Below are 26,603 nucleotides of genomic sequence, written 5' to 3'. Positions count from 1 at the left end.
TGTGTGGCTGGGGTCGGAGCCCTTTCCGATGGAAAGGGCTCCGACCCCGGACCCCGCGAAAAGAAAACGCCCGCTTTCGCGGGCGTTTTTCTTACTTCTTTTCCTCGGCCGCCGCCGCCTTGAACTCGGTGCGGCAGTCCACGCGGATCTGCTCGCCGGTGCTGCGCCAGACAAAGGTGCGGCAATGACGGTTGCCGTCCTGGCTGTCGTTCACCGCGACCGCATAGAACGACTCGATGATCTCGTCACGCGTGACCGTGCCGTCGCCGTTCCAGTCCATGTCCTTCTGCTCGATGCCCTGGGTGATGGCGATGTTGGCGTACCAGGCATAGCCCAGCCACGCCAGCACGATCAGCACCAGGGCCAGCAGCGCCTTGCGACGCGGGCTGAACTTGCCGCGCAGGATCATGGCACGCGCCGGATGGTGGCGCCGAGCGAAGACAGCTTCTCTTCGATGTTCTCGTAGCCGCGATCAAGGTGGTAGATGCGGTCGATGGTGGTATCGCCGCTGGCCATCAGGCCGGCCAAGATCAGCGAGGCCGACGCACGCAGGTCGGTCGCCATCACCGGTGCGCCGCTCAGGTGCTCGCTGCCACGCACGATGGCAGTGTGGCCTTCAACCTGGATGTCCGCGCCCAGGCGCAGCAGTTCGTTGACGTGCATGAAACGGTTCTCGAAGATCGTTTCGTTGATCACGCCCACGCCATCGGCCACGCAGTTGAGTGCCATGAACTGCGCCTGCATGTCGGTCGGGAATGCCGGGTACGGCGCGGTGGTCAGGTTGACCGCCTTCGGCCGCCTGCCCTGCATGTCCAGGGTGATGCTGTCGTCGGTGGTCTCGATCTTCGCACCGGCCTCGACCAGCTTGGACAGCACCGCGTCCATGGTGTTCGGGCGCGCACGGTTGACCGTGACCTTGCCACCGGTCATCGCCGCGGCCACCAGGAAGGTGCCGGTCTCGATGCGGTCGGGCAGCACTTCGTGGCGGCCACCGGACAGGCGCTCGACGCCCTCGATCACCAGGCGGGCGGTGCCCAGGCCTTCGATCTTCGCGCCCAGCGCGATCAGGCAGTGCGCCAGGTCGGTCACTTCCGGTTCCATCGCGCAGTTGTCGAGGACGGTGGTCCCTTCAGCCAGCACCGCGCCCATCAGCACGTTCTCGGTGCCGGTGACGCTGACCATGTCGAAGGTGAAGTGGCCACCCTTCAGGCGCTTGGCGCTGGCCTTGATGAAGCCGTTCTCGACCACAATCTCGGCGCCCAGCGCCTGCAGGCCCTTGATGTGCTGGTCGACCGGTCGCGAGCCGATCGCGCAGCCGCCCGGCAGCGACACTTCGGCGGCGCCGAAGCGGGCCAGCAGCGGGCCCAGCACCAGGATCGAGGCGCGCATGGTCTTGACCAGCTCATACGGTGCGACGTGCTGGTTGACCGGACGCGGGTCGACCACGATCGCGCTGCCGCGCGACAGCGTGCCCTGGTCGATGGTGACCTTGGCGCCCAGCTCGCCGAGCAGCTTCACCGTGGTGACCACGTCGTGCAGGTGCGGCACGTTGGTGATCTCCACCGGCGCATCGGCCAGCAGGGTCGCGCAGAGAATGGGGAGGACGGCGTTCTTGGCGCCGGAGATGCTCACTTCACCGTGCAGCGCAGCGCCGCCGGTCACAACGATCTTGGCCATGTATTCGGGATCTTCTGCGGTTCAGCCGGCTTCGGCCGGGGTCACGGTTTTCAGCGCCAGCGCGTGGATCGCGCCGCCCATCAGGTCGCCCAGGGTGGCATACACCATGCGGTGGCGGGCCAGCGGCATCTTGCCGGCGAAGGCCTCGCAGACCACGGTCGCTTCGAAATGCACGCCATCGTCGCCCTGCACGTCGGCGCGGGCGCCAGGCAGGCCGGTTTCGATCAGATTGCGGATGGTGTCGGCGTCCAACGGGCTTTCCTAATAAAATGTGGGTCCATTCTACTTCCGCTGCGTGGCGTCCGCATGGCCGAATCCCTGTTGCCCCCCCGTTCCGTCGACCCTGCCGGCCTGGTTGCCAGTGGCCGCCGCGTGTTCGAGATCGAGCGGCAGGCCCTGGATGCCGTGGCCGACCGCCTCGGCGAGGCCTTCCAGCAGGCCTGCCAGGCGATTCTGGCCAGTCGCGGGCGGGTGGTCGCCACCGGCATGGGCAAGTCCGGGCATATCGCGCGCAAGATCGCCGCCACCCTGGCCTCTACCGGCACGCCGGCGTTCTACGTGCACCCCGGTGAAGCCGGCCACGGCGACCTGGGCATGATCACCGAGGACGACGTCGTGCTGGCCCTGTCCTACTCGGGCGAATCGGACGAGGTACTGATGCTGCTGCCGGTGCTCAAGCGCCAGGGCAACCTGCTGATCTCCATGACCGGCCGCCCGCAGTCCAGCCTGGCCGCCGCCGCCGACATCCATCTGGACGTGAGCGTGCCGGCCGAGGCCTGCCCGCTGGCGCTGGCACCCACTTCCAGCACCACCGCCTCGCTGGCGATGGGCGATGCACTGGCCGTGGCCCTGCTCGATGCACGTGGCTTCACCGCCGATGACTTCGCCCGCTCGCACCCGGCCGGCAGCCTCGGCCGTCGCCTGCTGCTGCACATCACCGACGTCATGCACACCGGCGACGACCTGCCCAGCGTGGGCGCCGACGCCAGCCTCAGCGAGGCGCTGGTGGAAATGAGCCGCAAGCGGCTGGGCATGACCGCCGTGGTTGACACCGACGGCGTGCTGATCGGGCTGTTCACCGACGGCGACCTGCGCCGTGCGCTGGACAGCGCGCTGGACGTGCGCACGGCGAAGATCGCCGACGTGATGACCCGCAACCCGCGCACCATCGGCGCCGACCAGCTGGCGGTCGAGGCCGCCCGCCTGATGGAGACCCACAAGATCACCGGCCTGATCGTGGTTGATGACCAGGGCCGCGCGGTTGGCGCGCTGAACATTCATGACCTGTTGCGGGCCCGGGTGGTTTAACCGACAGTCCGTAGACCCCATTCAGTCTGTAACGCTGCACCCGCCCATAACGAGCCTGCCGCCCTGATGCCCTGGTCCCCCCTGCCCGCCTTCCCCGCCCACCTGCATGCCGCTGCGGCCCAGATCCGCCTGGCCTGCTTCGACGTGGACGGCACCCTCACCGACGGTCGGCTGTACTACGACAAGGACGGCAACGAGAGCAAGGCGTACTTCGTGCAGGATGGCCTGGGCCTGAAACTGCTGCAGCAGCACGGTATCCACCCCGTGCTGATCACCGCGCGCAACAGCCAGTCCGCGCTCAAGCGCGGCGCCGACCTCGGCATCGACACCCAGATCGCCGTGGGCGACAAGCTGGCCAGCGTGCAGGCGCTGTGTGCGCAGCACGGGATCGGCCTGGAACAGGTGGCGTTCATGGGCGATGACCTGCCCGATCTGGCGCCGCTGGGTGCGGTCGGCCTTGCGGTGGCCCCGGCCAATGCCCATCCGTGGATCGCCGAACGCGTGCATTGGCAGACCCGCGCCGAGGGTGGCCGTGGCGCCGCGCGCGAGCTGTGCGACATCCTGCTGGCCGCCCAGGGCCGCACGGATGCGGTGCTGGCGAGGTTTGGCGCATGAACCTGCCCACCTTGAACTGGCGCACCGTGCTCGGCATCAGCCTGCTGCTGGCCGCCCTGCTGAGCAGCTGGGCGGCGCTGCGCAACCGCGACAAGGGTCCAGCCACGGGGGGCCAGGAAATCGGCGTGGATTACATCCTGCATGACTTCCAGATCGTTGCCCTGGATGAGCACGGCAAGGAATCGACCACCCTGCGCGCACCGCGGCTGGAACGCCAGCGCGGCGACCAGACCATCAACATCGCCACCCCGCTGTTCGAGATGCCGGACAAGGATGGCAAGCACTGGACGCTGCGTGCCGAGACCGGCTGGCTCAGCGCCAAGGGCGACGAGATGAAGCTGCGCGGCAAGGTTGCCGGCGACAGCCCGGCGGGCCCGGGCGTGGTGCCGACCACCTTCCGCACCGACCACCTGGATGTGTTCCCGAAGGAGAACCGCGCCCGTACCGACGCCCTGGTGACCATGACCCGCCCGGGCATGGAACAGTCCGGCGTCGGCTTCGAAGTGGATTCGAAGAACAACACGTATCATTTCCTCAGCCAGTCCAAGGGCCGTTACACGCCCAAACGCTGATTCCGCCGCCAGCCCGCGACGTCTCCGGACAGGCGCAGGGCCGGCAGCCCCACCCTCCGCCCCCGGCCCGCCCGGCAGGCCCCCACCGGTAGAACGGACCCCGATGAAGATTCCCTTTGCCGCCGTACTCGCGCTCGGTCTTCTTGTCCCCAGCGCCGCCTTCGCCAAGTCCACCGACCGCAACGAAGACATGCACATCGATTCCGGCGCCCAGTCCGGCATGCTCACCGGCGACGGCAAGACCGTACTGTCGCAGGGTGTGATCATCACCCAGGGCACGCTGGACCTGCGTTCGTCCGAGGCCGAGATCTACCTCAAGGACGGCGAGGCCGTGCGCGTGGTGTTCACCGGCAAGCAGGCCAAGATGAAGCAGCAGCTTGATGACGGCACCTGGATGGATGCGCTGGCTGATCGCATCGACTACGACATCAAGACCGAGATCATCACCCTGACCGGCAACTACAAGGTCACCAGCGCGCGCGGCACCAATGCCGGCCAGCGCATGGTCTACAACACCCGCACCGGCGAGATGAACTCCGGTGGTGACGGCAGCCGCGTGCGTACCGTCATCCCGCCGAAGAACAAGACCCCGGCCGCGCCTGCGGCACAGCCCAAGGCCACCACGCCGGCACAGCCGGCCGGGAGCAGGAAGTAATGCTCGTCGCCAAGGGCCTGCGCAAAAAGTACAAGCAGCGCGAAGTGGTCAAGGACTTCGGGCTGACCCTCGATGCGGGTGAAGTGGTCGGCCTGCTCGGCCCCAACGGTGCCGGCAAGACCACCTGTTTCTACATGATCGTCGGTCTGGTGGCCGCCGATGCCGGCAGCATCGTGCTCGACGGCAAGGACATCACCGGCGACCCGATGTACACCCGCGCCAAGCAGGGGGTGGGCTACCTGCCGCAGGAACCGTCGGTGTTCCGCAAGCTTACCGTGGCCGACAACATCCGCCTGGTGCTGGAACTGCGCGAGGACCTGGACTCGGCCGGCCGCGAGCGCGAATTGAACGGCCTGCTCGACGAACTGCAGCTGGGCCATGTCGCCGACCAGCTCGGCGCCAGCCTGTCCGGTGGCGAACGCCGCCGCTGCGAGATCGCCCGCGCACTGGCCGCACAACCGCGCCTGATCCTGCTCGACGAACCGTTCGCCGGTGTCGACCCGATTTCGGTCGGCGAGATCCAGCGCATCGTCACCCACCTCAAGCAGCGTGGCATCGGCGTGCTGATCACCGACCACAACGTGCGCGAGACCTTGGGTATCTGCGACCGCGCGTATATCCTCGCCGAGGGCAGCGTGCTGGCCCAGGGTTCGCCGGAGGCGATCCTGGACAACGCCGATGTACGTCGCGTCTACCTCGGGGATTCCTTCAAGCTGTGAAGCAGTCGCCGGGTCCCTTTCCTTCCTTTCGGCACAGGCATGAAGACTCGGCTGCAGACATCGTTGGGACAGCAACTGGTGCTCACGCCCCAGTTGCAGCAGGCGATCAAGCTGCTGCAGATGTCGGCCACCGAACTGGAGCTGGAGATCGCGCAGGCAGTGGAAAGCAACCCACTGCTGGACTGGGCCGACAGCAACGACAGCAGCGCCGCCAACGAAGGCAGCGATGGCAACGACAACGAAGCGCCTGCAGAGCGCAGCGATGAGGGCGACGACTGGGCGCCGACCGAACTGGACTGGACGACGACCGGCAGCGGTGGCAGCTTCGATGATGACGACGACAACGGCAGCGCTGCCGAGCGCGTAGCCGAAACCGAAACACTGGCCGACCATCTGCTGTGGCAGCTGCATCTGTCGCATCTGTCCTCGCGTGATCGCAGCATCGGTGCCGCGCTGATCGATGCACTGGACGACGATGGTTACCTGCGCGAGCCGCTGGCCACCATCGCTGAAACCCTGTTGCCGGCGATCCACGCCGACGAGGACGAGATCCTCGCCGTGCTGCATCGCATCCAGCGCTTCGATCCGGTGGGTGTGGCTGCACGCACGCTGGGCGAATGCCTGCTGCTGCAGCTGGATGTGCAGGCCGGCGACACGCCCGGCCTGCTGCTGGCGCGACAGATTGCCGCAGGCCCCTTGGAACGTTTGCCGCGCAGCGGCGTCGCCGGGCTCGCCCATGAGTTGAAGCTGCCGCTGGACGAGGTCGAGACTGCCGTGGCGCTGCTGCGTTCGCTGGACCCGCGCCCGGGCACGCAGATCGCGCCGCTGTCGCAGGACACCTATGTGGTGCCGGACGTGGTGGTGTGGCGGCAGAACGGCGTGTGGCGGGCTGCACTGGCCGCGCATGCCGGGCCGAAGGTGGTGATCCACCGCGGCTACGAACAGCTGATACGACGTTGTGGCGACGCCGATGCCGGCTACCTGCGTGCCCAGCTGCAGGAAGCGCGCTGGCTGCTGAAAGGGCTGCAGCAGCGTGGTGACACCCTGCTGCGCGTCGTGCGCAGCCTGATCCTGCAGCAGGCCGGCTTCCTCGAATTCGGCGAGCAGGCGCTGCGTCCACTGACCCTGCGCGAGATCGCCGCCGAGCTCGGCCTGCACGAATCCACGGTCTCGCGCGCGATCGCCCGCAAGCACGTGCGTACCCCGCGAGGCACCCTGCCGCTGCGCGCCTTCTTCGCCTCGGGCATCGATACCGAGAGCGGTGGCGAGGCGTCCAGCACCGCCATCCAGGCGATGATCCGGCGCCTGATCGACGACGAGAACCCGCGCAAGCCGCTTTCTGACGCCAAGCTGGCTGACCTGCTCAAATCGTCGGGAATTCCAGTAGCGCGACGCACCGTGGCGAAGTATCGTGAAGCCATGAACATTTCCGCCTCGCACGAAAGGGTCAGAATCGCTTGACGCGCCGCCGCGCCCGGCGGAGAGGTTCATTGGCACATCCGAACACAGGAGAAACCCGATGCGCATCGAAACGTTTGGCAAAGATGTCGAAGTCACCCCGGCCCTGCAGTCCTATGTTGAGGAGAAGCTGGCCCGGATCGGAAAGCACTTCGACCAGCACTGCGAAGCGCGGGTGACCCTCAAGCTGCAGAAGACCGAACACCACGTCGACGCCAGCCTCAACATTCCCGGCCAGACCCTGCACGCCGAGGCCAATGCCCAGACCATGTATGCCGCGATCGACCTGCTTGCGGACAAGCTTGACCGTCTGGTGATCAAGCACAAGGAGAAAAAACAGCAGCACGCACCGCTGCCGGTGGGCGACAATGGTGGCTGATCGCCACCGTTCCCCGCAGACATGCCCCTGACTGACCTCCTGGCGGCCGTGCAGACCCAGCTCTGCACGGCCACCGACCGTGACAGCGTCCTGCAGGCCGCCGCCGGGTTGCTGGCCTGCCGCCAGGCCAACGCCGAACAGATCTATCTGAACCTGTGCCAGCGCGAAGCGCTGGGCAGCACAGCCATCGGCCACGGCATCGCCATTCCCCACGGCCGCGCGCCAACCCTGGACCGCCCCCGCGGCGCCCTGCTGCGGTTGGCCACCCCGGTCGATTTCGGTGGCGAGGAGCCGGTGGACCTGGTGTTCGCGATGGCCGTCCCCGCCCACTACACCCACCAGCACCTGATGCTGCTGTCCGAGCTGGCCGAGCTGTTCTCGGCGCCGGACATCCGCCAGGCCCTGCGCGAAGCGGGCGATGCCCGGGCGCTGCGCGAGGCGCTGGACATGACCCCACCTGCGAGTGCCGCATGAATACCAGCATCACCGCCCGTGAACTGTTCGAACAGCAGCGCGAGCGGCTGGGGCTGCGCTGGGCTGCCGGCAAGTCCGGCGAGAAGCGCGAGCTGGAGGCCGGCAACACGGTCTCGCGGCGTCCGTCGCTGGCCGGCTATCTCAATGCGATCTACCCCAACAAGGTGCAGATCCTGGGCACCGAGGAACTGTCCTGGCTGGATGCGCTGGAACCGCGCCAGCGTTGGGAGACCATCGAAAAGATCATGCAGTCGCACCCGCTGGCGCTGGTGCTGACCCGCAACCAGGCCTGCCCGGAAGACCTGCGCGCTGCCGCGGACGAATCCGGCACGCCGCTGTGGCTGTCGCCCAAGCGCGGCCACGAACTGCTCAACCACCTGTCCTACCACCTGGCGCGTACGCTGGCGCCGCGGGTGATCCTGCATGGCGTGTTCATGGAGATCTACTCCATCGGCGTGCTGATCACCGGCGAAGCGGGATCCGGCAAGAGCGAACTGGCGCTGGAACTGCTCAGCCGTGGCCATCGCCTGGTGGCCGACGATGCCCCCGAATTCACCCAGATCGCACCCGATGTACTCGATGGCACCTGCCCGGAGCTGCTGCAGGACCTGCTGGAAGTGCGCGGCCTGGGCGTGTTGAACGTGCGCGAGATGTTCGGCGACACGGCTGTAAAGAAGAACAAGTACCTTCGGCTGATCGTCCACCTGACCAAGCCGATGACCGAACCCACCCCGCATGGCTACGAGCGCCTGACCGGCGATTCGGGCACCCGCCATGTGCTGGACCTGGACGTACCGCTGATCACCCTGCCGGTGATGCCCGGCCGCAACCTGGCCGTGCTGACCGAGGCGGCCACCCGCCTGCACATTCTGCGCACCAAGGGCATCGACCCGGCAGCCATGTTCATCGCCCGCCACAGCAACCTGCTGGAACGGCGAACACCCTGATTTCCCTGCCCTTCGAAGAGCCTGTCCATGAGCACCGTCACCCCCTCCGCCCCGACCCTGATCATCGTCAGCGGCCTGTCCGGCTCGGGTAAATCCGTCGCCCTGAAGACCTTCGAGGACCAGGACTACTACTGCTCGGACAACCTGCCGATCAATCTGCTGCCCGACTTCGTGCGCAGCCTGCTGGCCAACCACGACGGCAGCGCACCACGGCGTCTGGCCGTAGGCATCGACGTTCGCGGCCAGGCCGACCTGAGCCAGCTGGGCGACTGGCGGCAGCTGGCGGCCGACGCCGGCGTGGACGTGAAGGTGCTGTTCTTCGAGGCCAGCGACGAGGCCGTGCTCAAGCGCTACGCCGACACCCGCCGCCGCCATCCGCTGAGCCAGCTGGGCCTGTCGCTGCCTGAAGCCATCGCCCGCGAACGCGAGTTGACCGCACCGCTGCGCCGCGAGGCCGATGCGGTGATCGACACCAGCAGCCTCAACGTGCATCAGCTGCGGCGGCGGATCATCACCGAGTTCACGATGGACCATGCCACCGGCCTGTCGCTGCTGTTCGAATCGTTCGCCTACAAGCGCGGCGTGCCGGCCGAGGCGGATTTCGTGTTCGATGCGCGGGTGCTGCCCAATCCGCACTGGGACCCGGACCTGCGCGCGCTCAGCGGTCGCGAACCGGGTGTACGCGACTACCTGGAAGCGCAGCCGGACGTGCAGCGCTACCTGGCCCAGCTGATGGACTTCCTCGATACCTGGCTGCCGAAGCTGGGTGATGGCACCCGCAGCTATGTGACCGTGGCGTTCGGCTGCACCGGCGGCAAGCACCGGTCGGTGTTCCTGGCCGAGCGCCTGGCCCGGCATGCCCGCGAGATGGGCTGGGAAGACGTGGCGACGTACCACCGCGAACAGGATTGAGGGGGGGGCGGCCGGGCTGCGCCCGGCACCCGCCGGTAGTGCCGGCCGCTGGCCGGCAACAGCAACAGCAACAGCAGAAGCGGCATTCCGTGGGATGGCGGGGCGGTGTGGGTCTGCAGGACACGCCGTGAACCCCGCTCCGCGGTCCGGCCCAGCCGCTGGCGGCTGGGCGTTCGGGCGCTTGCGAAGCAGTGCTTCGCAAGCAAAGCGCCCTCACCCCTGGGGGCTCGATGGCGCCATCCATGGCGCCAACGGTCCTGCAGACCCACACCGCCCCACCTCTGACAGATTTCTGCTGCGGGTGGGTGTCGACCCTGGTCGACACGATGGATCCACGCCATGCGTGGATGAATCGCTGTCAGGCATCGAAAAACGGATGGGGTCGGATCTCTTTCTCAACGGAAAAGGCCTCCCCTGGTAGCAACGCTGAATACGGGACACAGTGCCCCTCTCCTGCTGCTATCGCCAATTCACCTTGACCTGTTAACGTGCAGTAATGACCTGTGGCATTCTCCTCGTAACACATCCCGGGGTCGGGACCGCCCTGCTTGACGTGGCGACCCGGCTCCTGCGGCAGTTGCCGCTGAAAACCGAAGCTTTCGAAGTACCGTTCGACGCAGACCTGGACGCCCTGCTCCCGCTCGCCTCGGCCGCCCTGCGGCGGGTTGACGGGGGTGATGGTGTGCTGATCCTGACCGACCTGTACGGCGCCAGCCCTGCCAACCTTGCCGGGCAGCTGGCCCGGCTGGGGACCCCGGTCCGCCGGGTGTCGGCGCTGAGCCTGCCGATGTTGCTGCGGGTGATGAATTATCCGGAACAGGGACTGGATCAACTGCCCGCCACAGCCGCGGCGGGTACCCGTAATGGAGCGATAGTCGACGATGCTTGAACGAGAACTCACCGTGAGCAACCGCCTGGGCCTGCATGCCCGGGCCACCGCCAAGCTGGTGCAGACCCTGGCGCCGTTCCGCTGCAACGTGACCATGGCCGCCAAAGGCCGTGAGATCAACGCCAAGAGCATCATGGGCGTGATGCTGCTGGCCGCCGGCCAGGGCACCCCGGTCACCGTGCGGATCAACGGCGAGGACGAAGCCGCCGCGATGGAGGCGGTGGTCGGCCTGTTCGAACGCCGTTTCGACGAGGACAGCTGAGCGTGCCACGCGCACGCGCCGGCCAACCCCCTTCCGGCCAGCGGCCGGTACTGCTGCTGGCCGGGCATGGTGCCGCCCGCGGCACGGCAATGGGCCGCGCCCGCGTGCGCCTGCCGCATGCACTGGAAGTGGCCGAGCAGCGCGTTGCCGCCCACCAGGTCGAGGCCGAGCTGGCGTGCCTGCATCGCGCGGTGGACGCCGCGCGGTCGGAGATGCACGAGCTGCGCCAGCGCCTGCATGGAGCGCTGAACCAGGAAGTGGGTGAGTTCCTCGACCTGCATGCGCTGCTGCTGGACGATCCCGAGCTGCTGTATGGGCTGGACGAACTGATCCGCAGCGGACCGTACAGCGCCGGCTATGCGTTGCGCCTGCAGCGCGACCGCCTGGCCAAGGTCTTCGACGGCATGGACGATGCTTACCTGAAGAGCCGCATGGACGACCTCGACCATGTGATCGGCCGCATCCATGCCTTCCTGCAGCCCGAACGCCCGCCAGCGGTGAAAGGCCTGGCCGGCGAGATCCTGGTCTGCGACAACATCGCGCCCTCCGAACTGGCACAGCTGCAGGCGCAAGGCGTGGTCGGCATCGTCACCGCCGCCGGCAGCGCGCTCTCGCACAGCGCGATCCTTGCGCGCAGCCTGCACCTGCCCTTGATCGTCAACGTGCCGCAGCTGCTCAGCCGCATCGCCGATGGCGACGTGCTGATCATCGACGGCGCCGACGGCAGCATCACCGCCAATCCACAGGCCGACAATCTGCGCGACTACCGCGCACGACTGAAGGAACACGCGCGCGAACAGCGCGAGCTCGGCCGCCTGCGCAGCAAGCCCAGCCGCACCCGCGACCAGGTCGACATCGCCCTGCTGGCCAATGCCGAGTCGCTGGAGGACGTGACCCAGGCGCATGCGCTGGGCGCCCACGGCCTGGGCCTGTACCGCACCGAATTCCTGTTCCTGCAGCGCAACGAGCTGCCGGATGAAGAAGAACAGTTCCAGACCTACCGCGATGCGGCACTGGGCATGAGCGGGCGACCGGTGACCATCCGCACCCTCGATCTGGGCGCGGACAAGGCCGACCGCACCGGCCTGACCCTGAGCAACGAAGAAAATCCGGCGCTCGGCCTTCGCGGCGTACGCCTGTCGCTGGCACGGCCGAAGGTAGCCGACACCCAGCTGCGCGCGATCCTGCGCGCCTCGGCCTACGGCAAGCTGCGGGTGCTGGTGCCGATGGTCAGCACCCGGGAGGAACTGCTGGCAGTGCGCCGCCGCATGCTCAAGCTGACCGAACAGCTGCGCGGCGAAGGCCACATGGTGTCCGACCACGTGCCACTGGGCGCGATGATCGAAGTCCCTGCTGCGGCGCTGGCGCTGGAGAGCTTCATCGACCTGGTCGATTTCCTGTCGATCGGCACCAATGACCTGGTGCAGTACCTGCTGGCGGCCGACCGCAACAATGAAGCACTGGGCGAGCTGTATTCGCCGTTGCACCCGGCGGTGCTGCGGCTGCTGCAGATGGTGATCGAGACCGGCGCGCGCCACCGCATCCCGGTGGCGGTCTGTGGCGAGATGGCCGGCGATGCGCGGATGACCCCACTGCTGCTGGCACTGGGCCTGACCGAGTTCAGCCTGCACCCGGGCACGCTGCTGGAAGTACGCCGCGCGGTCCGCGAGGCCGACCTGGCCATGCTGCGCGCGCGCGCACCGAAGCTGCTGGCCGCGCGCGACCGCCGCGCGATCGAACGCTGGCTGGCACTGGTGGCCGAAACGGCTTGATACCCCGGCTCGCCGGGCATGCACGCCTGGGGTCAGATCCCTTTTCCGCGGGAAAAGGGATCTGACCCCGTCTCGTTGAAGGCCAAGACGTTGCCGGCCAGCGGCCGGCACTCCCGCCACCCGGCGGCTATGCGTTGAAACATCGCCTTGCGATAATGACGCGCTGAACACCCCTGTTGCCGCATCCTTGCCGGGATCGCGGCTTTTCTTATCCCCGCGGGAGCTGCGATGGCTGAAGCTGTACGCCACGACAAGACTGCGCGCCAACTGCGGATGCTGTCCGATGCACTGGACAGCGGCCGGCTGGGCCCGGTGCGTCGCCTGGTCAACACCCTGGCCCCGGCCGAGATCGGCAACCTGCTCGAATCGTTGCCGCCGGGCAAGCGCGAGGTGGTGTGGGGACTGGTTGATCCGGAAGACGACGGCGAGGTGCTGGTCCACGTCGGCGACGACGTGCGCGAAAGCCTGCTCGCGGACATGGACCCGGACGAGATCATCGCCGCGGTCGAAGACCTGGACATCGACGATCTGGCCGACCTGGTCGAAGACCTGCCGGACACGGTCATCGACGAAGTCCTCAAGTCGATGGACCGCGAGAACCGCGAGCGCCTGGAACAGGTCCTGTCCTATCCCGAGGACAGCGCCGGTCGCCTGATGAATCCGGACGTGGTGACCGTGCGCGCCGACGTCAATGTCGACGTCGTGCTGCGCTACCTGCGCCTGCGCGGTGAACTGCCCGACCACACCGACCACCTGTTCGTGGTCAGCCGCCGCCATCAGTACCTCGGCCGCGTGTCGCTGGCGGCACTGGTGACCCACGAGGACACCACCCCGATCAATCGCCTGATCGACGACGAGCAGCCAGCCATCGACGTCGGCGAGAGCGACCAGGAAGTCGCCCGCCAGTTCTCCGACCATGACTGGATCTCCGCGCCAGTGGTGGATGACAACAACATCCTGATTGGTCGCATCACCATCGATGACGTGGTCGACATCATCCGCGGCCAGGCCGAGCACCAGGCGCTGGGCGCCGCCGGTCTGGACGAGGACGAAGATCTGTTCAGCCCGGTCTGGCGCGCGATGCGCCGCCGCCTGATGTGGCTGTCGGTGAACCTGTGCACGGCCTTCCTGGCCTCCAGCGTGGTCGGCCACTTCGAAGGCACCATCGACAAACTGGTGGCGCTGGCGGTGCTGATGCCGATCGTCGCCGGCCTCGGCGGCAACGCCGGTACCCAGGTGCTGGCACTGATGGTGCGCGGCCTGGCGCTGGGCCAGGTGGGCGCCTCCAACGCCCGCACCCTGCTGTGGAAGGAAGTTCGGGTCGCGCTGTTGAACGGCGTGATGCTGGGTTCGGTGCTGGGCCTGATCGTGCTCGCCTGGTTCCACTCGCCCGGGTTGTCGGCAGTGATCGCCATCGCGTTGACCTGCAACCTGTTGTTTGCTGCGTTGGCCGGCGTGCTGGTGCCGTTGACGCTGAAACGCTTCGGCTTCGACCCGGCGCTGGCCAGCGGCATCTTCCTGACCGCCGTGACCGATTCGATGGGCTTCTTCACCTTCCTCGGCCTGGCCACCCTGGTGCTCCTGCACTGACCATCTCGACGGTCGGATCCCCGCTGCGCGGCGCTCTGACCCGATCCCAACTGGATCCCTCCATGGCAACGACAATCGAAAACTACTTCCAGCCCGGCTGGCGCGACCAGCAGCACACCTGCCCGGCCTGTGAATGGAAGGGCAGCTCGCGCGCCATGGAAATGGAACTGGACGAGGACGCCACCGAGTACGACTGCCCGGTCTGCGAGAACCCACTGCTGGTGGTCCTGCACCCGGACATTGCGCAGGTGCAGGCCGCCGCCGCCGAAGGCAATGCCGAGGCACAGGAGCAGTTGGAGATCATCGCCAGCTTCCCGCGCCCGCAGTGACGCGGCGCACGATGCCGGGCCGACGTCGGCGGACTACGATGCAGGCGATCTCGCCGCTTCGGAAAATCCCATGGTCCGTTTGCTGTCGCGCTGGCTGCCACTGCTGGCCCTTCTGATGATGAGCGGTTGCACTTCGCTGCCGGACAGCGCGCGTGGCCGCTTCGAAGCACGTGCGGTGAAGGTGGACGGGCAAACGGCTTACTACCAGGTGTTCATTCCGGCCGGCGTGCAGGCCGCCGCTCCCACCCACCTTCCGGTCGTCCTGTTCCTGCACGGCTCGGGCGAGCGCGGCGCCGATGGCGTCAAGCAGATCCACGCCGGGCTGGGGCCTTACCTGCGCGCGCATCCCGATTTCCCCGCCCTGGTGGTGTTCCCGCAGGTACCGGGCCACGAGGAATGGAGCGGCCGCAACAACCGTGCGGCAGTGGCCGCGCTGGACGCGACGATCGCCGAATTCGGCGCCGACCCGGCGCGGCAATACCTGACCGGCATGTCGATGGGCGGCTATGGCAGCTGGAACATCGCATTGGATGACCCACGCCGCTTTGCCGCGATCGTCCCCGTGTGCGGCGCGGTGCTCGCCCCGCGTGCGGTACGCCCGACCCTGTTCGTCGAGCAGGTCGCGCACGAAGCGGACCCGTACGCGGTGATTGCCCAGCGCCTGCAGCACACGCCGATCTGGATCTTCCACGGCGCACTGGATGACGTGGTGCCGCCGGACGACGACCGCAGACTGCATGCCGCATTCCAGCGCGCCGCCGCACGCGACGTGCGCTACACCGAATACCCGGAAGGCAACCACAATGCCTGGGACGCCACCTACGCCGACCCGGCAATGTGGGAATGGCTGTTCGCGCAGAAGCGCTGAACCACAGCTTCTGCTGGGAAACACCTGTTGGTGGATGCCTACCGTTGGTCGGCTTGGGTATTGGTGGGTGCCGACCGTTGGTCGGCTTGGGTATGGGTGGGTGCCGACCGTTGGTCGGCTTGGGTATGGGTGGGTGCCGACCGTTGGTCGGCTTGGGTATTGGTGGGTGCCGACCGTTGGTCGGCTTGGGTATGGGTGGGTGCCGACCGTTGGTCGGCTTGGGTATGGGTGGGTGCCGACCGTTGGTCGGCACTACCTCTCCGCTTCGGGGTAATCCATTGCCTGGTACCTCTCATCGATCTCCCATCGGCACCAGGCATACGGATACTCTCCCACGCAGCTCGCCAAGTTCGCCCTGACCGGGTTGGCGACGATGTACATCGCATGGCGAAACAGTGATTCTTCAGAACGAATGGCGTGATCGTGATAGCTCGATTGCTAGAATGGTCCTGTCCTACCCAGCATGCGGTTGATCCGCAATGCACTGCTCGATTTGAAGCGTTGCATGATGTAGTCCAGCGAGAACGCACGGATCTCCACAAGCCAATGGATGTGGTCCGGCATGACCACATAGGCAAGTGAGTGCGTCAGGCCCTCAGCATCAATGCGACGGAACACATCCATCACCTCCTGTGCCGCAGTGGCATCATCGAAGTAGCGTCGACGCTCCTGGATGACGGTGGTCAGGATGTAGGATTGTCCGATCCGGGAATGGCGGCCAAGGCGTAGGCGTGCGCGGCTCATGGGCCCAAGCGTGCGCCTGCCGCTACTCCGGTTCTATCGGGCAATCACGTCAGTACAGGTAGGCCCGGAACCATTCAATGGCTAGGCCCGCACTTCACCGCACTGACGGTTCAGTGCCGACCAACGGTCGGCACCCACCGGATCGGATAAGGACAGATCAACCATGCCGACCAACGGTCGGCACCCACCGGATCGGATGAGGACAGATCAACCGTGCCGACCAACGGTCGGCACCCACCGGATCGGATGAGGACAGATCAACCGTGCCGACCAACGGTCGGCACCCACCAGGGCAGGTCAGCCCAGCAGGGTTTCCAGCACGGCCATGCGCACGGCGACGCCGTTGGCGACCTGGCGCAGCACCCACGACTGCGGGCCGTCGGCCACCTCGTCGGTCACTTCCACGCCGCGGTTGATCGGGCCCGGGTGCAGCACCGCGGCATCCTTGCCCGCGCGCGCCAGGCGTTCGTTGGTCAGGCCGTACTGCGCGTGGTACTGCTCCAGCGACGGCACCAGGCCTTCTTCCATGCGCTCGCGCTGCAGGCGCAGCATCATCAGCGCATCGACGCCTTCCAGCATCGCGTCGAAATCATCGCCGACCACGCAGCCCTTCAGGGTCTCGTCGTCCGGCAGCAGCGACTGCGGGCCACACACGCGGATCTCGCCCACGCCCAGCGTGCGCAGCGCATGCAGGTCGGTACGGGCCACGCGCGAGTGCTTCACGTCGCCGACGATCACGACTTTCAGCTTCGAGAAATCCGGGCCCTTGGCCTGGCGCAGGGTCAGCATGTCCAGCAGGCCCTGGGTCGGGTGCGAACTGCGGCCGTCACCGGCATTGATCAGCGCGGTGCCCTCGCCTGCCGCATCGGCCAGTGCGGCCACGGCGCCGTCATCGGGGTGGCGCACCACGAAGCCGCGCACGCCCATCGCTTCCAGGTTGCGCAGCGTGTCGCAGGCGGTCTCACCCTTGCGGGTAGAGGAGGTCGAGGCGTCGAAATTCAGCACGTCCGCCCCCAGCCGCTGCGCGGCCAGCTGGAACGAACTGCGGGTGCGCGTGGACGGTTCGAAGAACAGCGTGCACACCGCCGAACCGGCCAGCACCTGGCGCTTGTTGCCGACGCGGCCGACTGCGGCATCGCGGATCTGCCCTGCGCGGTCGAGCAGCTGAAGCAGCGTTTCGCGCGGCAGGCCCTCCAGGGTCAGCAGGTGGCGCAGGCGTCCGGAGGCATCGATTTGCTGGGCGGTCATGGCGGTGTCGGGCAGTCAGGGAATGGGGGTGGCGTCGTCCGGCGACGACAGCCAGCGATCGATGATCACCGCTGCGGCGACGGCATCGAGGGCAGCCGCATCACGGCGGCGCTTGCGCCCTTCGGCGCGCTCGACGGCGAAGCGGCGTGCGGCCTCGACCGAGCTGGAACGCTCGTCGATCATCACCACCGGCAGCTTGAAGCGCTCCCGCAGCTGGCGGGCGAAGCCCTGCGCGCGCTTGCGGTTGGGCTGGTCCTGGCCGTCCAGGGTCAGCGGGTCGCCGACCACCAGGCCGTCGGGCTTCCATTCCTTGAGCAGGCGTTCGATCGCGGTCCAGTCCGGGCCGTTGCCGTGCACATCGACCACGGCCACCGCGCGCGCATGCGCGGCGAAGGCACTGCCGATGGCCACGCCGATCCGTCGCGAGCCGACATCGAAACCCAGAACGGTGCCATCACGGCGGATCGCCGGGGCAGCAGAATCCGGCGCGGGCGTGATGGGCTCAGACATGGCCACTGTAGTCGGTCAGCCGGAACAGGTCCACGCCGATGCGCGAGGCCGCACCCTGCCAGCGCTGCTCCAGCGGCATCTGGAACACCAGCTCGGCATCGGCCGGCACGGTCAGCCAGCTGTTCTCGGACAGCTCGCTTTCCAGCTGCCCTGCGCCCCAACCGGCACAGCCGAGGGTGACCACGGCATTGGCCGGGCCTTCGCCGCGCGCCATCGCTTCGAGGATGTCGCGCGAGGTGGTCAGGTACAGGCCGTCGCCCACGGTCAGGCTGGAATCCCACGCCCGCGCGTCGTCATGGATGACGAAGCCGCGCTCGGGATGCACCGGGCCGCCGTTGAGCACCATGCGCGCCTGCAGGTCGCCATCACCGGTGGTGATGTCCATCTGTGCAAGCACTTCACCCAGCGTGTACTCGGAAGGCTGGTTGACCAGCACGCCCATCGCCCCGTTCTCGTCGTGCTGGCAGATCAGCGCGACGCTGCGGGCGAAGGTCGCGTCGAGCAGCGACGGCAGCGCGACGAGCAGGTGATCGGCAAGGGAGGTCGGCGTTACAGGCATGGTCCTATTCTACCTGCTGGGGGCGGGATGGTCGCGCGATGGCGTCGAACTGCGATGGGCTAGGATGGTGCTTTGCCATGGAAGGCCATCGATGCAGTCTTCAACGCCCCTGACCCTGCCGGCACGCAGCGCCATCGTCCTGCTTGCCCTGCTGCAGGGCCTGATGCTGTATGCCGCGCAGGAACTGTCCGACGCGTGGCCGTTCCGCGATATCGGCTGGCGCTACTGCTGGTACGCCTGGGTGCTGGCCATTCCCAGCGCGGTGGCGCTGAGCCTGGTGGAGCTGGGCCAGCGCCGCCTGTGGCTGCAGGCCGTGCTCGGCTCGACGGTGGTGCTGGCGCTGGCCGCCTGGATCGGCTGGAACCTCAATGGCGAGACCGCACTGGAATCGGGCGCGTTGCAGCTTCCGTTGACCCTGGGCATGGCCGTTGCGGTGTTCGTGGTCCTGCCCTGGTGGCAGTTCCAGCTGCAGCACGGGCACTGGCGTGCCAGTTACCCCGAGCTGTTCGAGCGCGCCTGGCAGAATGGTCTGACCCTGGCCCTGGCGGCACTGTTCACCGGGCTGACCTGGCTGCTGTTGTGGCTGTGGTCGGCGCTGTTCCAGCTGCTCGACGTGACCGTCTTCCGCGACCTGTTCCGGCAGGACGCGTTCATCGCACTGGCCACCGGCAGCCTGGCCGGGTTCGGCGTACTGATCGGGCGCACCCAGCACCGCGCCATCCAGATCACCCGCCAGGTGCTGTTCGCGATCTGCCGTGGGCTGTTGCCACTGCTCTCGTTCATCGCCGTATTGTTCGTGCTGAGCCTGCCGCTTACCGGGCTGGAACCATTGTGGAAGACCCGCTCGGCCGCCGGCCTGCTGCTGGTGCTGTCGCTGCTGCTGGTGACGTTCACCAATGCGGTCTACCAGCAGGGGGAAGACAGCGCCCCCTACCCGCTGCTGCTGCGCCGGCTGGTTGAGGCCAGCCTGCTGGCACTGCCGGTCTACGCGGCGTTGGCCCTGTATGCACTGGGCCTGCGCGTGGTGCAGTACGGCTGGACCGTGGACCGGTTCTGGGCGGTACTCGTCGCAGTGGCCGTGGCCGGCTATGCCGCGGGCTACGCGCTGGCGGTGCTGCGCCGGCAGCGCCGCTGGTTGCAGATGCTGGAGCCGGTCAACCGCTGGATGTGCTGGGCGGTGCTGGCACTGGCATTGCTGGGCAACTCGCCGCTGCTGGACCCGGTGCGGCTGGCCCTGTCCAGCCAGTTGGCGCGCCTGCGTGCGGACCCGCCTGCAATCACCAGCAGTGACGTCAACGTGCTGCGCTTCGATCTTGGCCACCGCGGCGTGCGGGCGCTGCGCGAGCTGCAGCGTGATCCAGCCATCACCGCCGATGCCAACGCGCCACAGGTGATCGCTGCCGCGCTGGCACGTACCTCGCGCTGGGATGACGGCCACCGCCTCGACAAGGGGCCGCAGGACGTCGTCGCCCTGCAGCGCGCGTTGAAGCTGGCCAAGGGATCCAGCTCGCCACCGGACGATTGGTGGCAGGCACTGGCCACGCGCGCGATCGATGGCGAATCCTGCGCCCAGAGCGAGCGCGACTGCCTGATCGTGCATCGCGACCTGGACGGCGATGGCACTGGCGAAGTGCTGCTGTGCGAGCTGTACACCCACCGTGGGCCGGACTGCGTGCTGTACGCACGTGGCAGGGATGCCCACTGGCGCCGGGCCGGTTCGCTGTTCGGCACCGTCAGCGGCCAAGCCGAGACGATCAACCAGGCCCTGCGTGACGGCAAACTCACGCTCGTGCCACCGCGCTGGCCGATGCTGTCCATTGGCGGGCACCCTGCGCTGGCCATCGATCCCGAACCCGAATCCAACGAGCCATCCCCATGAGCGGCTACTGCCTCATCGCCCCGGGCCATCCGGTGCACGACTACTACCACGCCAACGAATACGGCTTTCCGCAGCGTGACGAGCGCGAGCTGTTCGAACGGCTGGTGCTGGAGATCAACCAGGCCGGCCTGAGCTGGGAAACGATCCTGAAGAAGCGCGAGGGCTTCCGCACGGCCTATGACGGCTTCGATGTGGACCGCGTGGCTGCATACGCCGAGCAGGACATCGAGCGCCTGCTGTCGGACGCAGGCATCATCCGCAACCGGCTGAAGGTGCTGGCGGCCATCCACAACGCGCAGGTGATCCAGCAGCTGCGGGCCAGCCATGGCAGCTTCGCGGCGTGGCTGGACGCGCACCACCCGCGCAGCAAGGCCGACTGGGTGAAGCTGTTCAAGAAGACCTTCCGCTTCACCGGCGGCGAGATCACCGGCGAGTTCCTGATGAGCCTGGGCTACCTGCCCGGTGCGCATGCCGAGGACTGCCCGGTGCATGCGCGGCTGCTGACGCTGTCGCCGCCGTGGTTGCAGGCCGCCGCCCGCTGATGGATATCCGCCGGGCATGGCCCGGCGTCATCACGCGTGGGTTCCGGTAGTGCCGGCCGCTGGCCGGCAACCCCGTTGAACGGTCACACGCCCATGTAGCGGCCGGGGCGGTGGTTGAACATCAGCACTAGGCTGAGCACCACCGCGCCGATGGCCGAGTACAGCACCTTCGACGGCGACAACACGAAGAACGCGGCCACCATCAGGCAGGCGTCGTAGGACATCTGCACCTTGCCCGCGCTCCAGCCGCGGGTGCGCTGCAGGTACACCGCCAGGATGCCGATGCCGCCGAGACTGGCACGATGGCGGATGAAGAACAGGATGCCCAGGCCGGACAACGCACCGCCAACGATCGCCGAATACAGCGGGTTGATGTGCGAGAAGTCGATCCAGCGCGGCAGCAGGTCGGTCAGCACGCCACAGGCGGTGACCGCGGCGAAGGTCTTCAGGGTGAATTCCCAGCCCATGCGCCGCAGCGCCACCCAGTAGAACGGCAGGTTGACCAGCACGAACACCAGGCCGAAGTTCCAGCCCATCGCGTAGTGCAGCAGGAAGGCCATGCCCGCCATGCCGCCGATCATCAGCCCGCCCTTGGCGAAGATGGCCAGGCCCAGCGAAGCCACCATCGTGGCCAGCACCATGCCTTGCACGTCCTCGGCGATCGAGTGGCGCAGGGCTTTTTCGTCGGCGGTGGTGCCGGCGCTGTCGGGCGGCGGGGTCAGCGGACCGGCGGTGACCAGGTGGCCGTCAGCGTCGTCGCACGGCGCGGGGCCATGGGAGGGAAGGGACATACGGGTGGGGAACAGCAGGTGGGGAGCGGTATTAGACACGATCTGCATGACAGTTGCAGATGAAATGGTTCAGCTGAATGCGCCCCGCCCGATCTCCGGCCCGCCGCTGCTCAGCCCTTGCCGGCCAGATGGTGCGCCACCAGCGCGTTGGCATGGCCATGGCCCAGCCCATGCTCACTTTTCAGGAAGCTGACCAGTTCCATGTGTTTCAGGCCCTTCTTCCCGGCCAGCAGCCCGAACCAGTGCGCCACCGGCTGCCCGTAGGTCTTCTCGATGGAGGGGAAATACGAGGCCGGGCCCTTGGGCTTTTCAGTGCTCATGCGGAAGCTCCTTGCGTTGGATGTACCGGTACGACGAACAGGGGAGCCGGAAATCGACAGGTCCGTTCAATCCGGGAGCCGTATCATCCCGTCATGCCCCGCGAAAACCTCAACGACCTGCAGGCCTTCGTCCACGTTGCCCGCGAGGGCAGCTTCACCAAGGCCGCCGCCCAGCTGGGCGTGTCCCAGTCCGCGCTCAGCCATGCCATGCGCGGCCTGGAACAGCGCCTGGGCGTGCGCCTGCTGACCCGCACCACCCGCAGCGTGTCCACCACCGAAGCCGGTGCCCGCCTGCTCGACACCCTGGGCCCGCGCCTGGCCGAGATCGAGGACGGACTGGCCGCGCTGGCCGAATACCGTGAACGCCCGGCCGGCACCATCCGCATCAATGCCACCGGCCATGCCGCCGAGTACATCGCGTGGCCACGGCTGGCGCCGCTGCTGCAGCAGTATCCGGATTTGAAGGTGGAACTGGCCGCCGACTATGGGCTGGCCGACATCGTGGCCGAGCGCTACGACATCGGCATCCGCCTCGGCGAACGCCTGGCCCGCGACATGGTCGCCGTGCCGATCAGCCCGCCGCTGCGCATGCGCGTGGTCGGTGCACCCGGCTACTTCCGCCAGCACGTGGTCCCACGCCATCCGGACGAGCTGGCAGACCACAACTGCGTGACCCTGCGCCTGCCCACGCATGGCGGGCTGATGCCGTGGGATTTCGGCCAGGACGGCAACGAACTGAGCGTGCGTGTGAGCGGCCAGTGGACCTTCAACACCATGGGCATGACCCGCGCCGCTGCGCTGGCCGGCAGCGGACTGGCCTGGCTGCCGGAAGACCAGGTGCAGCCGATGCTGGACGATGGCCGCCTGCAGTCGGTACTGGACGACTGGTGCCCGCACTTCGATGGCTACTACGCGTACTACCCGTCGCGCCGCCACGTCACGGTGGCGATGCGCACGGTGCTGGATGCGCTGCGCGGGCCGATGGCTGGATGAGGTGTGCGGACCAACGGTCCGCACCCACCTCGGTCCGCACCCGGTGATCAGCCCTTGGCTTGCGCCGCACGCTGGGCGTTGTAGCGCTCACCGACGATCGACACTTCATCCAGCGCCTGCGCGATGCGCTGCAGCTCTTCCGGCGCCAGCTGCAGGTCAGCCGCGCCCAGGTTCTCTTCCAGGCGGTGGATCTTGGTGGTGCCCGGAATCGGCACGATCCACGGCGCCTGCGCCAGCAGCCAGGCCAGCGCCACCTGCGCCGGGGTCGCGCCGCGTGATGCAGCAATCGTACTGATGCGATCCACCAGCGCCTGGTTGGCGCGGCGGGCGTCCACTTCGAAACGCGGCACGCTGTTGCGGAAATCGTTGGCGTCGAAGGTGGTGTCGGCGTTGATCGTGCCGGTGAGGAAGCCGCGGCCAAGCGGGCTGAATGGCACGAAGCCGATGCCCAGCTCCTGCAGGGTCGGCAGCAGTTCGCGCTCCGGTTCGCGCCACCACAGCGAGTACTCGCTCTGCACGGCGGTGACCGGCTGCACCGCGTGCGCACGGCGCACGGTGGTGGCGCTGGCCTCGGACAGGCCGAAGTGGCCGACCTTGCCCTCGGCGATCAGGTCGCGCACGGTGCCGGCCACGTCCTCGATCGGCACGTTCGGGTCGACACGGTGCTGGTAGAACAGGTCGATATGGTCGGTGCGCAGGCGCTTGAGACTGGCTTCGGCCACGGCGCGGATGTTCTCGGGGCGGCTGTCCAGGCCGGTATCGGTCCGCGCATCCCTGAAGCCGAACTTGGTGGCGATCACCAGCTTGTCGCGGTAAGGCGCCAGAGCCTCACCGAGCAAGTCTTCATTGGTGTACGGGCCGTACACTTCGGCGGTGTCGAAGAAGGTCACGCCGCGTTCAACGGCAGCGTGCAGCAGGGCGATGCCCTGGCTGCGCTCGACCGGCTGGCCATAGGCATGGGTCAGGCCCATGCAACCCAGGCCCAAGGCGGAAACCTTCAGGCCGCTGCGGCCGAGTTCACGTGTCTGCATCGTGGTGCTCCAGAGGGGGAACGCTGACGATACGCCTGCAGGGGCCGCCGATTGAATGGGCAGCATTGCAGTTGGTCATGACTGGAATTCATCAATCGCCAACGCGCCCGGTAGAGTCGACTGTTAGTCGACTGCTCTTTCACCGGCCGGGAAAATCCCGCGCTGCGCGCGAGAGTCGACTGACAGTCGACTCTACAGAGTCGCAGGTCACCGGATCTCGGAGATCTCCACGCCATCCAGGCCCTGTGACAGCGTGCGTGCGTCGCCGCCCTGGCTGAGCTTGATGCGCAGGCGCACTTCGTTCTGCGAATCGGCGTAACGCAGCGCGTCCTCGTAGCTGATCTCGCCGGCCTGGTACAGCTCGAACAGGCTCTGGTCGAAGGTCTTCATGCCCAGCTGGACCGAGTCCTTCATCACTTCCTTCAGCTTGTGGATCTCGCCGTCGCGGATGTAGTCCTGCACCAGCGGCGTGCCCAGCAGGATCTCCATCGCCACCTTGCGCGAGCGGCCATCGGGCGACGGCACCAGCTGCTGCGCGACCACGCCCTTGAGATTCAGCGACAGGTCCATCAGCAGCTGGTTGCGGCGGTCTTCCGGGAAGAAATTGACGATGCGGTCCATCGCCTGGTTGGCGTTGTTGGCATGCAGGGTGCACAGCACCAGGTGGCCGGTTTCGGCGAACGCGATGGCGTGGTCCATGCCTTCGCGGGTACGCACCTCACCGATCATGATCACGTCCGGCGCCTGGCGCAGGGTGTTCTTCAGCGCGGCTTCCCAGCTGTCGGTATCGATGCCGACTTCGCGCTGGGTGATGATGCAGCCCTCGTGCTTGTGCACGAACTCGATCGGATCTTCGATGGTGATGATGTGGCCGGTCGAGTTCTGGTTGCGGTAACCGATCATCGCTGCCAGCGAGGTCGATTTACCGGTACCGGTGGCACCGACGAACAGGATGATGCCGCGCTTGGTCATCGCCAGCGTCTTGATAATCGGCGGCAAGCTCAGTTCTTCCACCGTCGGGATGCGCGTCTCGATGCGACGCAGCACCATGCCGACCTGGTTGCGCTGGTAGAAGCAGCTGACGCGGAAGCGGCCGACACCGGACAGGCCGATGGCGAAGTTGCATTCGTGGGTCTTCTCGAATTCCTCGCGCTGCGCCGGGGTCATCACGTTGAGGACCAGGTCGCGGCTCTGCTGCGGCGTGAGCGGGGTCTGCGTGATCGGCGAGATCTTGCCGTTGACCTTCATCGCCGGCGGCATGCCCGCAGTGATGAACAGGTCCGAGGCGCGCTGGTGCGCCATCAGCTTGAGGAACGAAGTGAAATCGATGGTGGTCGCGGTGGTGTTCACGGCAGGCTCCCGGAAAGCGGTTTACCAGGTAACGGTCGGTGGAGGAAACAACACGGGAACAGCAGCGCACTGGCGCACGCTGCCCCGTTACTGCCCCGCCTTACTCGAACAGGCGCTTGTCCTTGGCGTACTCACGGGCCTGGTTTCGGGTGATCAGGCTGCGCTTGACCAGGTCCTGCAGGTGCTGGTCCAGGGTCATCATGCCGTACTGCTGGCCAGTCTGGATGGCCGAGTACATCTGCGCCACCTTGTCCTCGCGGATCAGGTTGCGGATGGCCGGGGTGCCGACCATGATTTCCCACGCTGCGGTACGACCGCCGCCAACCTTCTTCAGCAGCGCCTGCGAAATGACCGCACGCAACGACTCGGACAACATCGAGCGCACCATCGGCTTTTCGCCGGCCGGGAACACGTCGATGATGCGGTCGATGGTCTTGGCCGCCGAACTGGTGTGCAGGGTGCCGAACACCAGGTGGCCGGTTTCCGCTGCGGTCAGTGCCAGGCGGATGGTTTCCAGGTCACGAAGTTCGCCCACCAGAATGATGTCCGGGTCCTCACGCAGCGCCGAGCGCAGTGCTTCATTGAAGCCATGCGTGTCGCGGTGCACTTCGCGCTGGTTGATCAGGCACTTCTGCGAGGTATGCACGAATTCGATCGGATCCTCGACGGTGAGGATGTGGCCGTACTCGTTCTTGTTGATGTAGTCGATCATCGCCGCCAGCGTGGTCGACTTGCCCGAACCGGTCGGGCCGGTTACCAGGATCAGGCCCTGCGGCTGCTGGATCACTTCGCGGAACAGCGGCGGGCAGGCCAGGTCCTCGAGGGTGAGCACCTCCGACGGAATGGTACGGAACACCGCACCAGCGCCACGATTCTGGTTGAACGCGTTAACTCGGAAGCGCGCCAGCGATGGAATCTCGAAGGAGAAGTCCACTTCGAGGAATTCCTCGTAATCGCGGCGCTGCTTGTCGGACATGATGTCGTACACCAGCGCATGGACCTGCTTGTGGTCCAGGGCTGGGATGTTGATCCGGCGAACGTCGCCGTCGACGCGGATCATCGGCGGCAGGCCTGCGGACAGGTGCAGGTCGGACGCTTTGTTCTTTACGGAAAACGCCAGCAGTTCGGCGATATCCATGAGCGGCTACTCCCCAATAACGGCTTCGACTGGAAGGATCTTTCCCCGGGCGGCAGTATAGCCTCCTGATTC

General features: G+C 67.0%; 30 protein-coding genes and 1 pseudogene. 19 read left to right on the top strand and 12 right to left on the bottom strand.

The features are described 5' to 3' along the window. Window positions 1-91: 91 nt before the first annotated feature. Genes Q9Q79_RS05130 through Q9Q79_RS05120 form a run of 3 tightly spaced genes read right to left on the bottom strand, consistent with a single transcriptional unit; the run spans window position 92 to window position 1,929 of the window. Window positions 92-409, bottom strand: coding sequence for an EF-hand domain-containing protein (locus Q9Q79_RS05130; protein WP_201861899.1), 318 nt, complete (start codon window positions 407-409; stop codon window positions 92-94). Beyond that, window positions 406-1,677, bottom strand: a complete 1,272-nt coding sequence (gene murA / locus Q9Q79_RS05125; protein ID WP_005412503.1) for a UDP-N-acetylglucosamine 1-carboxyvinyltransferase — start codon at window positions 1,675-1,677, stop codon at window positions 406-408. The genes Q9Q79_RS05130 and murA overlap by 4 nt, the downstream gene beginning before the upstream one ends. Window positions 1,678-1,698: 21 nt before the next feature. Beyond that, complete coding sequence (locus Q9Q79_RS05120; RefSeq protein WP_005408396.1) at window positions 1,699-1,929, bottom strand: BolA family protein; 231 nt, start codon at window positions 1,927-1,929, stop codon at window positions 1,699-1,701. Window positions 1,930-1,983: 54 nt separating this feature from the next. Here Q9Q79_RS05120 and Q9Q79_RS05115 point away from each other — a divergent pair, with 54 nt between their 5' ends. From Q9Q79_RS05115 to Q9Q79_RS05040, 16 genes are all read left to right on the top strand, one after another. Continuing rightward, entirely contained in the window at window positions 1,984-2,985 is a 1,002-nt protein-coding gene (locus Q9Q79_RS05115; RefSeq protein ID WP_201861898.1) for a KpsF/GutQ family sugar-phosphate isomerase, read from the top strand. Between the two features lie 66 nt (window positions 2,986-3,051). Beyond that, window positions 3,052-3,600 (top strand): HAD hydrolase family protein, encoded by a 549-nt coding sequence (locus tag Q9Q79_RS05110; protein WP_012479346.1) that lies wholly within the window; start codon window positions 3,052-3,054, stop codon window positions 3,598-3,600. After that, entirely contained in the window at window positions 3,597-4,172 is a 576-nt protein-coding gene (gene lptC, locus Q9Q79_RS05105; protein ID WP_005408393.1) for an LPS export ABC transporter periplasmic protein LptC, read from the top strand. The genes Q9Q79_RS05110 and lptC overlap by 4 nt, the downstream gene beginning before the upstream one ends. A gap of 103 nt (window positions 4,173-4,275) precedes the next feature. Beyond that, window positions 4,276-4,827, top strand: coding sequence for a lipopolysaccharide transport periplasmic protein LptA (gene lptA / locus Q9Q79_RS05100; protein ID WP_005408392.1), 552 nt, complete (start codon window positions 4,276-4,278; stop codon window positions 4,825-4,827). Beyond that, window positions 4,827-5,546, top strand: a complete 720-nt coding sequence (lptB, locus tag Q9Q79_RS05095; RefSeq protein WP_005408391.1) for an LPS export ABC transporter ATP-binding protein — start codon at window positions 4,827-4,829, stop codon at window positions 5,544-5,546. Before lptA ends, lptB begins: the two co-directional genes overlap by 1 nt. A 39-nt stretch (window positions 5,547-5,585) precedes the next feature. Then, on the top strand, window positions 5,586-7,007 hold the full coding sequence (locus Q9Q79_RS05090; RefSeq protein WP_138969774.1) for an RNA polymerase factor sigma-54: 1,422 nt from the start codon (window positions 5,586-5,588) through the stop codon (window positions 7,005-7,007). A gap of 58 nt (window positions 7,008-7,065) precedes the next feature. Then, window positions 7,066-7,383 (top strand): ribosome-associated translation inhibitor RaiA, encoded by a 318-nt coding sequence (gene raiA, locus Q9Q79_RS05085; RefSeq protein WP_004147311.1) that lies wholly within the window; start codon window positions 7,066-7,068, stop codon window positions 7,381-7,383. Window positions 7,384-7,404: 21 nt separating this feature from the next. Further along, window positions 7,405-7,857, top strand: coding sequence for a PTS sugar transporter subunit IIA (locus Q9Q79_RS05080; RefSeq protein ID WP_005408389.1), 453 nt, complete (start codon window positions 7,405-7,407; stop codon window positions 7,855-7,857). Beyond that, a complete protein-coding gene (gene hprK / locus Q9Q79_RS05075; RefSeq protein ID WP_005408388.1) occupies window positions 7,854-8,804 on the top strand; it encodes an HPr(Ser) kinase/phosphatase in 951 nt (316 codons plus the stop codon). The genes Q9Q79_RS05080 and hprK overlap by 4 nt, the downstream gene beginning before the upstream one ends. A gap of 27 nt (window positions 8,805-8,831) precedes the next feature. Next, complete coding sequence (rapZ, locus tag Q9Q79_RS05070; protein WP_099474781.1) at window positions 8,832-9,716, top strand: RNase adapter RapZ; 885 nt, start codon at window positions 8,832-8,834, stop codon at window positions 9,714-9,716. Window positions 9,717-10,212: 496 nt separating this feature from the next. Then, window positions 10,213-10,605: a hypothetical protein gene (locus tag Q9Q79_RS05065; protein ID WP_005408386.1), complete on the top strand. Its 393-nt coding sequence runs from the start codon at window positions 10,213-10,215 to the stop codon at window positions 10,603-10,605. Then, entirely contained in the window at window positions 10,598-10,867 is a 270-nt protein-coding gene (locus tag Q9Q79_RS05060; protein ID WP_005408385.1) for an HPr family phosphocarrier protein, read from the top strand. The genes Q9Q79_RS05065 and Q9Q79_RS05060 overlap by 8 nt, the downstream gene beginning before the upstream one ends. A gap of 2 nt (window positions 10,868-10,869) precedes the next feature. After that, window positions 10,870-12,639: a phosphoenolpyruvate--protein phosphotransferase gene (ptsP, locus tag Q9Q79_RS05055; RefSeq protein WP_005408384.1), complete on the top strand. Its 1,770-nt coding sequence runs from the start codon at window positions 10,870-10,872 to the stop codon at window positions 12,637-12,639. A gap of 228 nt (window positions 12,640-12,867) precedes the next feature. Next, window positions 12,868-14,229, top strand: coding sequence for a magnesium transporter (gene mgtE / locus Q9Q79_RS05050; protein ID WP_005408383.1), 1,362 nt, complete (start codon window positions 12,868-12,870; stop codon window positions 14,227-14,229). A gap of 62 nt (window positions 14,230-14,291) precedes the next feature. Continuing rightward, window positions 14,292-14,558, top strand: coding sequence for a hypothetical protein (locus tag Q9Q79_RS05045; RefSeq protein ID WP_005412494.1), 267 nt, complete (start codon window positions 14,292-14,294; stop codon window positions 14,556-14,558). Between the two features lie 70 nt (window positions 14,559-14,628). Next, window positions 14,629-15,426, top strand: coding sequence for a prolyl oligopeptidase family serine peptidase (locus Q9Q79_RS05040; protein ID WP_049459825.1), 798 nt, complete (start codon window positions 14,629-14,631; stop codon window positions 15,424-15,426). A 252-nt stretch (window positions 15,427-15,678) separates the two neighbouring features. Here the strand turns inward: Q9Q79_RS05040 and Q9Q79_RS05035 are convergent. From Q9Q79_RS05035 to Q9Q79_RS05020, 4 genes and pseudogenes are all read right to left on the bottom strand, one after another. Continuing rightward, a pseudogene (locus Q9Q79_RS05035) lies at window positions 15,679-16,170 on the bottom strand (transposase). A 297-nt stretch (window positions 16,171-16,467) separates the two neighbouring features. Continuing rightward, complete coding sequence (locus tag Q9Q79_RS05030; RefSeq protein ID WP_005412492.1) at window positions 16,468-17,418, bottom strand: aspartate carbamoyltransferase catalytic subunit; 951 nt, start codon at window positions 17,416-17,418, stop codon at window positions 16,468-16,470. Window positions 17,419-17,433: 15 nt separating this feature from the next. Then, window positions 17,434-17,928 (bottom strand): Holliday junction resolvase RuvX, encoded by a 495-nt coding sequence (gene ruvX / locus Q9Q79_RS05025; RefSeq protein ID WP_005408378.1) that lies wholly within the window; start codon window positions 17,926-17,928, stop codon window positions 17,434-17,436. Beyond that, window positions 17,921-18,487 (bottom strand): YqgE/AlgH family protein, encoded by a 567-nt coding sequence (locus Q9Q79_RS05020; protein ID WP_062606624.1) that lies wholly within the window; start codon window positions 18,485-18,487, stop codon window positions 17,921-17,923. The genes ruvX and Q9Q79_RS05020 overlap by 8 nt, the downstream gene beginning before the upstream one ends. A 91-nt stretch (window positions 18,488-18,578) precedes the next feature. Here Q9Q79_RS05020 and Q9Q79_RS05015 point away from each other — a divergent pair, with 91 nt between their 5' ends. After that, complete coding sequence (locus tag Q9Q79_RS05015; protein WP_201861896.1) at window positions 18,579-20,366, top strand: DUF4153 domain-containing protein; 1,788 nt, start codon at window positions 18,579-18,581, stop codon at window positions 20,364-20,366. Beyond that, window positions 20,363-20,908 carry a DNA-3-methyladenine glycosylase I gene (locus Q9Q79_RS05010; protein ID WP_049395504.1) on the top strand — a complete coding sequence of 182 codons (546 nt, stop codon included), beginning with the start codon at window positions 20,363-20,365 and terminating at the stop codon, window positions 20,906-20,908. Before Q9Q79_RS05015 ends, Q9Q79_RS05010 begins: the two co-directional genes overlap by 4 nt. 83 nt (window positions 20,909-20,991) lie before the next feature. Here Q9Q79_RS05010 and Q9Q79_RS05005 read toward each other — a convergent pair whose 3' ends face one another. Together Q9Q79_RS05005 and Q9Q79_RS05000 are read right to left on the bottom strand one after the other, a co-directional pair. Continuing rightward, window positions 20,992-21,699, bottom strand: coding sequence for a YitT family protein (locus Q9Q79_RS05005; RefSeq protein WP_014036228.1), 708 nt, complete (start codon window positions 21,697-21,699; stop codon window positions 20,992-20,994). Between the two features lie 110 nt (window positions 21,700-21,809). Then, on the bottom strand, window positions 21,810-22,019 hold the full coding sequence (locus tag Q9Q79_RS05000; RefSeq protein WP_005412490.1) for a DUF4287 domain-containing protein: 210 nt from the start codon (window positions 22,017-22,019) through the stop codon (window positions 21,810-21,812). Between the two features lie 93 nt (window positions 22,020-22,112). On the opposite strand from Q9Q79_RS05000, the gene Q9Q79_RS04995 reads away from it, so the two are divergent. Then, window positions 22,113-23,012 (top strand): LysR family transcriptional regulator, encoded by a 900-nt coding sequence (locus tag Q9Q79_RS04995; protein ID WP_005412489.1) that lies wholly within the window; start codon window positions 22,113-22,115, stop codon window positions 23,010-23,012. A 47-nt stretch (window positions 23,013-23,059) separates the two neighbouring features. On the opposite strand, the gene Q9Q79_RS04990 is transcribed toward Q9Q79_RS04995, so the two are convergent. The 3 genes from Q9Q79_RS04990 to Q9Q79_RS04980 all read right to left on the bottom strand — a co-directional run bounded on the left by Q9Q79_RS04990 (window position 23,060) and on the right by Q9Q79_RS04980 (window position 26,531). Further along, window positions 23,060-24,043 carry an aldo/keto reductase gene (locus tag Q9Q79_RS04990; RefSeq protein ID WP_049397194.1) on the bottom strand — a complete coding sequence of 328 codons (984 nt, stop codon included), beginning with the start codon at window positions 24,041-24,043 and terminating at the stop codon, window positions 23,060-23,062. Between the two features lie 207 nt (window positions 24,044-24,250). Continuing rightward, complete coding sequence (locus Q9Q79_RS04985; RefSeq protein WP_005408369.1) at window positions 24,251-25,393, bottom strand: PilT/PilU family type 4a pilus ATPase; 1,143 nt, start codon at window positions 25,391-25,393, stop codon at window positions 24,251-24,253. Between the two features lie 100 nt (window positions 25,394-25,493). Then, window positions 25,494-26,531 (bottom strand): type IV pilus twitching motility protein PilT, encoded by a 1,038-nt coding sequence (locus tag Q9Q79_RS04980; protein ID WP_004147099.1) that lies wholly within the window; start codon window positions 26,529-26,531, stop codon window positions 25,494-25,496. Window positions 26,532-26,603: the final 72 nt, after the last annotated feature.

This window comes from Stenotrophomonas sp. a6, from assembly GCF_030913325.1.
In the GTDB taxonomy this organism is placed as follows: Bacteria; Pseudomonadota; Gammaproteobacteria; order Xanthomonadales; family Xanthomonadaceae; genus Stenotrophomonas; species Stenotrophomonas maltophilia.
This window is presented reverse-complemented; position numbering and strand designations above follow the sequence as displayed.

Bases quoted from the DNA above. Each gene is read 5' to 3' on its own strand.
- Q9Q79_RS05130 (WP_201861899.1), bottom strand. From the start codon at position 409: ATGATCCTGCGCGGCAAGTTCAGCCCGCGTCGCAAGGCGCTGCTGGCC.
- murA (WP_005412503.1), bottom strand. From the start codon at position 1,677: ATGGCCAAGATCGTTGTGACCGGCGGCGCTGCGCTGCACGGTGAAGTG.
- Q9Q79_RS05115 (WP_201861898.1), top strand. From the start codon at position 1,984: ATGGCCGAATCCCTGTTGCCCCCCCGTTCCGTCGACCCTGCCGGCCTG.
- Q9Q79_RS05110 (WP_012479346.1), top strand. From the start codon at position 3,052: ATGCCCTGGTCCCCCCTGCCCGCCTTCCCCGCCCACCTGCATGCCGCT.
- lptC (WP_005408393.1), top strand. From the start codon at position 3,597: ATGAACCTGCCCACCTTGAACTGGCGCACCGTGCTCGGCATCAGCCTG.
- lptA (WP_005408392.1), top strand. From the start codon at position 4,276: ATGAAGATTCCCTTTGCCGCCGTACTCGCGCTCGGTCTTCTTGTCCCC.
- lptB (WP_005408391.1), top strand. From the start codon at position 4,827: ATGCTCGTCGCCAAGGGCCTGCGCAAAAAGTACAAGCAGCGCGAAGTG.
- Q9Q79_RS05090 (WP_138969774.1), top strand. From the start codon at position 5,586: ATGAAGACTCGGCTGCAGACATCGTTGGGACAGCAACTGGTGCTCACG.
- raiA (WP_004147311.1), top strand. From the start codon at position 7,066: ATGCGCATCGAAACGTTTGGCAAAGATGTCGAAGTCACCCCGGCCCTG.
- Q9Q79_RS05080 (WP_005408389.1), top strand. From the start codon at position 7,405: ATGCCCCTGACTGACCTCCTGGCGGCCGTGCAGACCCAGCTCTGCACG.
- hprK (WP_005408388.1), top strand. From the start codon at position 7,854: ATGAATACCAGCATCACCGCCCGTGAACTGTTCGAACAGCAGCGCGAG.
- rapZ (WP_099474781.1), top strand. From the start codon at position 8,832: ATGAGCACCGTCACCCCCTCCGCCCCGACCCTGATCATCGTCAGCGGC.
- Q9Q79_RS05065 (WP_005408386.1), top strand. From the start codon at position 10,213: ATGACCTGTGGCATTCTCCTCGTAACACATCCCGGGGTCGGGACCGCC.
- Q9Q79_RS05060 (WP_005408385.1), top strand. From the start codon at position 10,598: ATGCTTGAACGAGAACTCACCGTGAGCAACCGCCTGGGCCTGCATGCC.
- mgtE (WP_005408383.1), top strand. From the start codon at position 12,868: ATGGCTGAAGCTGTACGCCACGACAAGACTGCGCGCCAACTGCGGATG.
- Q9Q79_RS05045 (WP_005412494.1), top strand. From the start codon at position 14,292: ATGGCAACGACAATCGAAAACTACTTCCAGCCCGGCTGGCGCGACCAG.
- Q9Q79_RS05040 (WP_049459825.1), top strand. From the start codon at position 14,629: ATGGTCCGTTTGCTGTCGCGCTGGCTGCCACTGCTGGCCCTTCTGATG.
- Q9Q79_RS05030 (WP_005412492.1), bottom strand. From the start codon at position 17,418: ATGACCGCCCAGCAAATCGATGCCTCCGGACGCCTGCGCCACCTGCTG.
- ruvX (WP_005408378.1), bottom strand. From the start codon at position 17,928: ATGTCTGAGCCCATCACGCCCGCGCCGGATTCTGCTGCCCCGGCGATC.
- Q9Q79_RS05020 (WP_062606624.1), bottom strand. From the start codon at position 18,487: ATGCCTGTAACGCCGACCTCCCTTGCCGATCACCTGCTCGTCGCGCTG.
- Q9Q79_RS05015 (WP_201861896.1), top strand. From the start codon at position 18,579: ATGCAGTCTTCAACGCCCCTGACCCTGCCGGCACGCAGCGCCATCGTC.
- Q9Q79_RS05010 (WP_049395504.1), top strand. From the start codon at position 20,363: ATGAGCGGCTACTGCCTCATCGCCCCGGGCCATCCGGTGCACGACTAC.
- Q9Q79_RS05005 (WP_014036228.1), bottom strand. From the start codon at position 21,699: ATGTCCCTTCCCTCCCATGGCCCCGCGCCGTGCGACGACGCTGACGGC.
- Q9Q79_RS05000 (WP_005412490.1), bottom strand. From the start codon at position 22,019: ATGAGCACTGAAAAGCCCAAGGGCCCGGCCTCGTATTTCCCCTCCATC.
- Q9Q79_RS04995 (WP_005412489.1), top strand. From the start codon at position 22,113: ATGCCCCGCGAAAACCTCAACGACCTGCAGGCCTTCGTCCACGTTGCC.
- Q9Q79_RS04990 (WP_049397194.1), bottom strand. From the start codon at position 24,043: ATGCAGACACGTGAACTCGGCCGCAGCGGCCTGAAGGTTTCCGCCTTG.
- Q9Q79_RS04980 (WP_004147099.1), bottom strand. From the start codon at position 26,531: ATGGATATCGCCGAACTGCTGGCGTTTTCCGTAAAGAACAAAGCGTCC.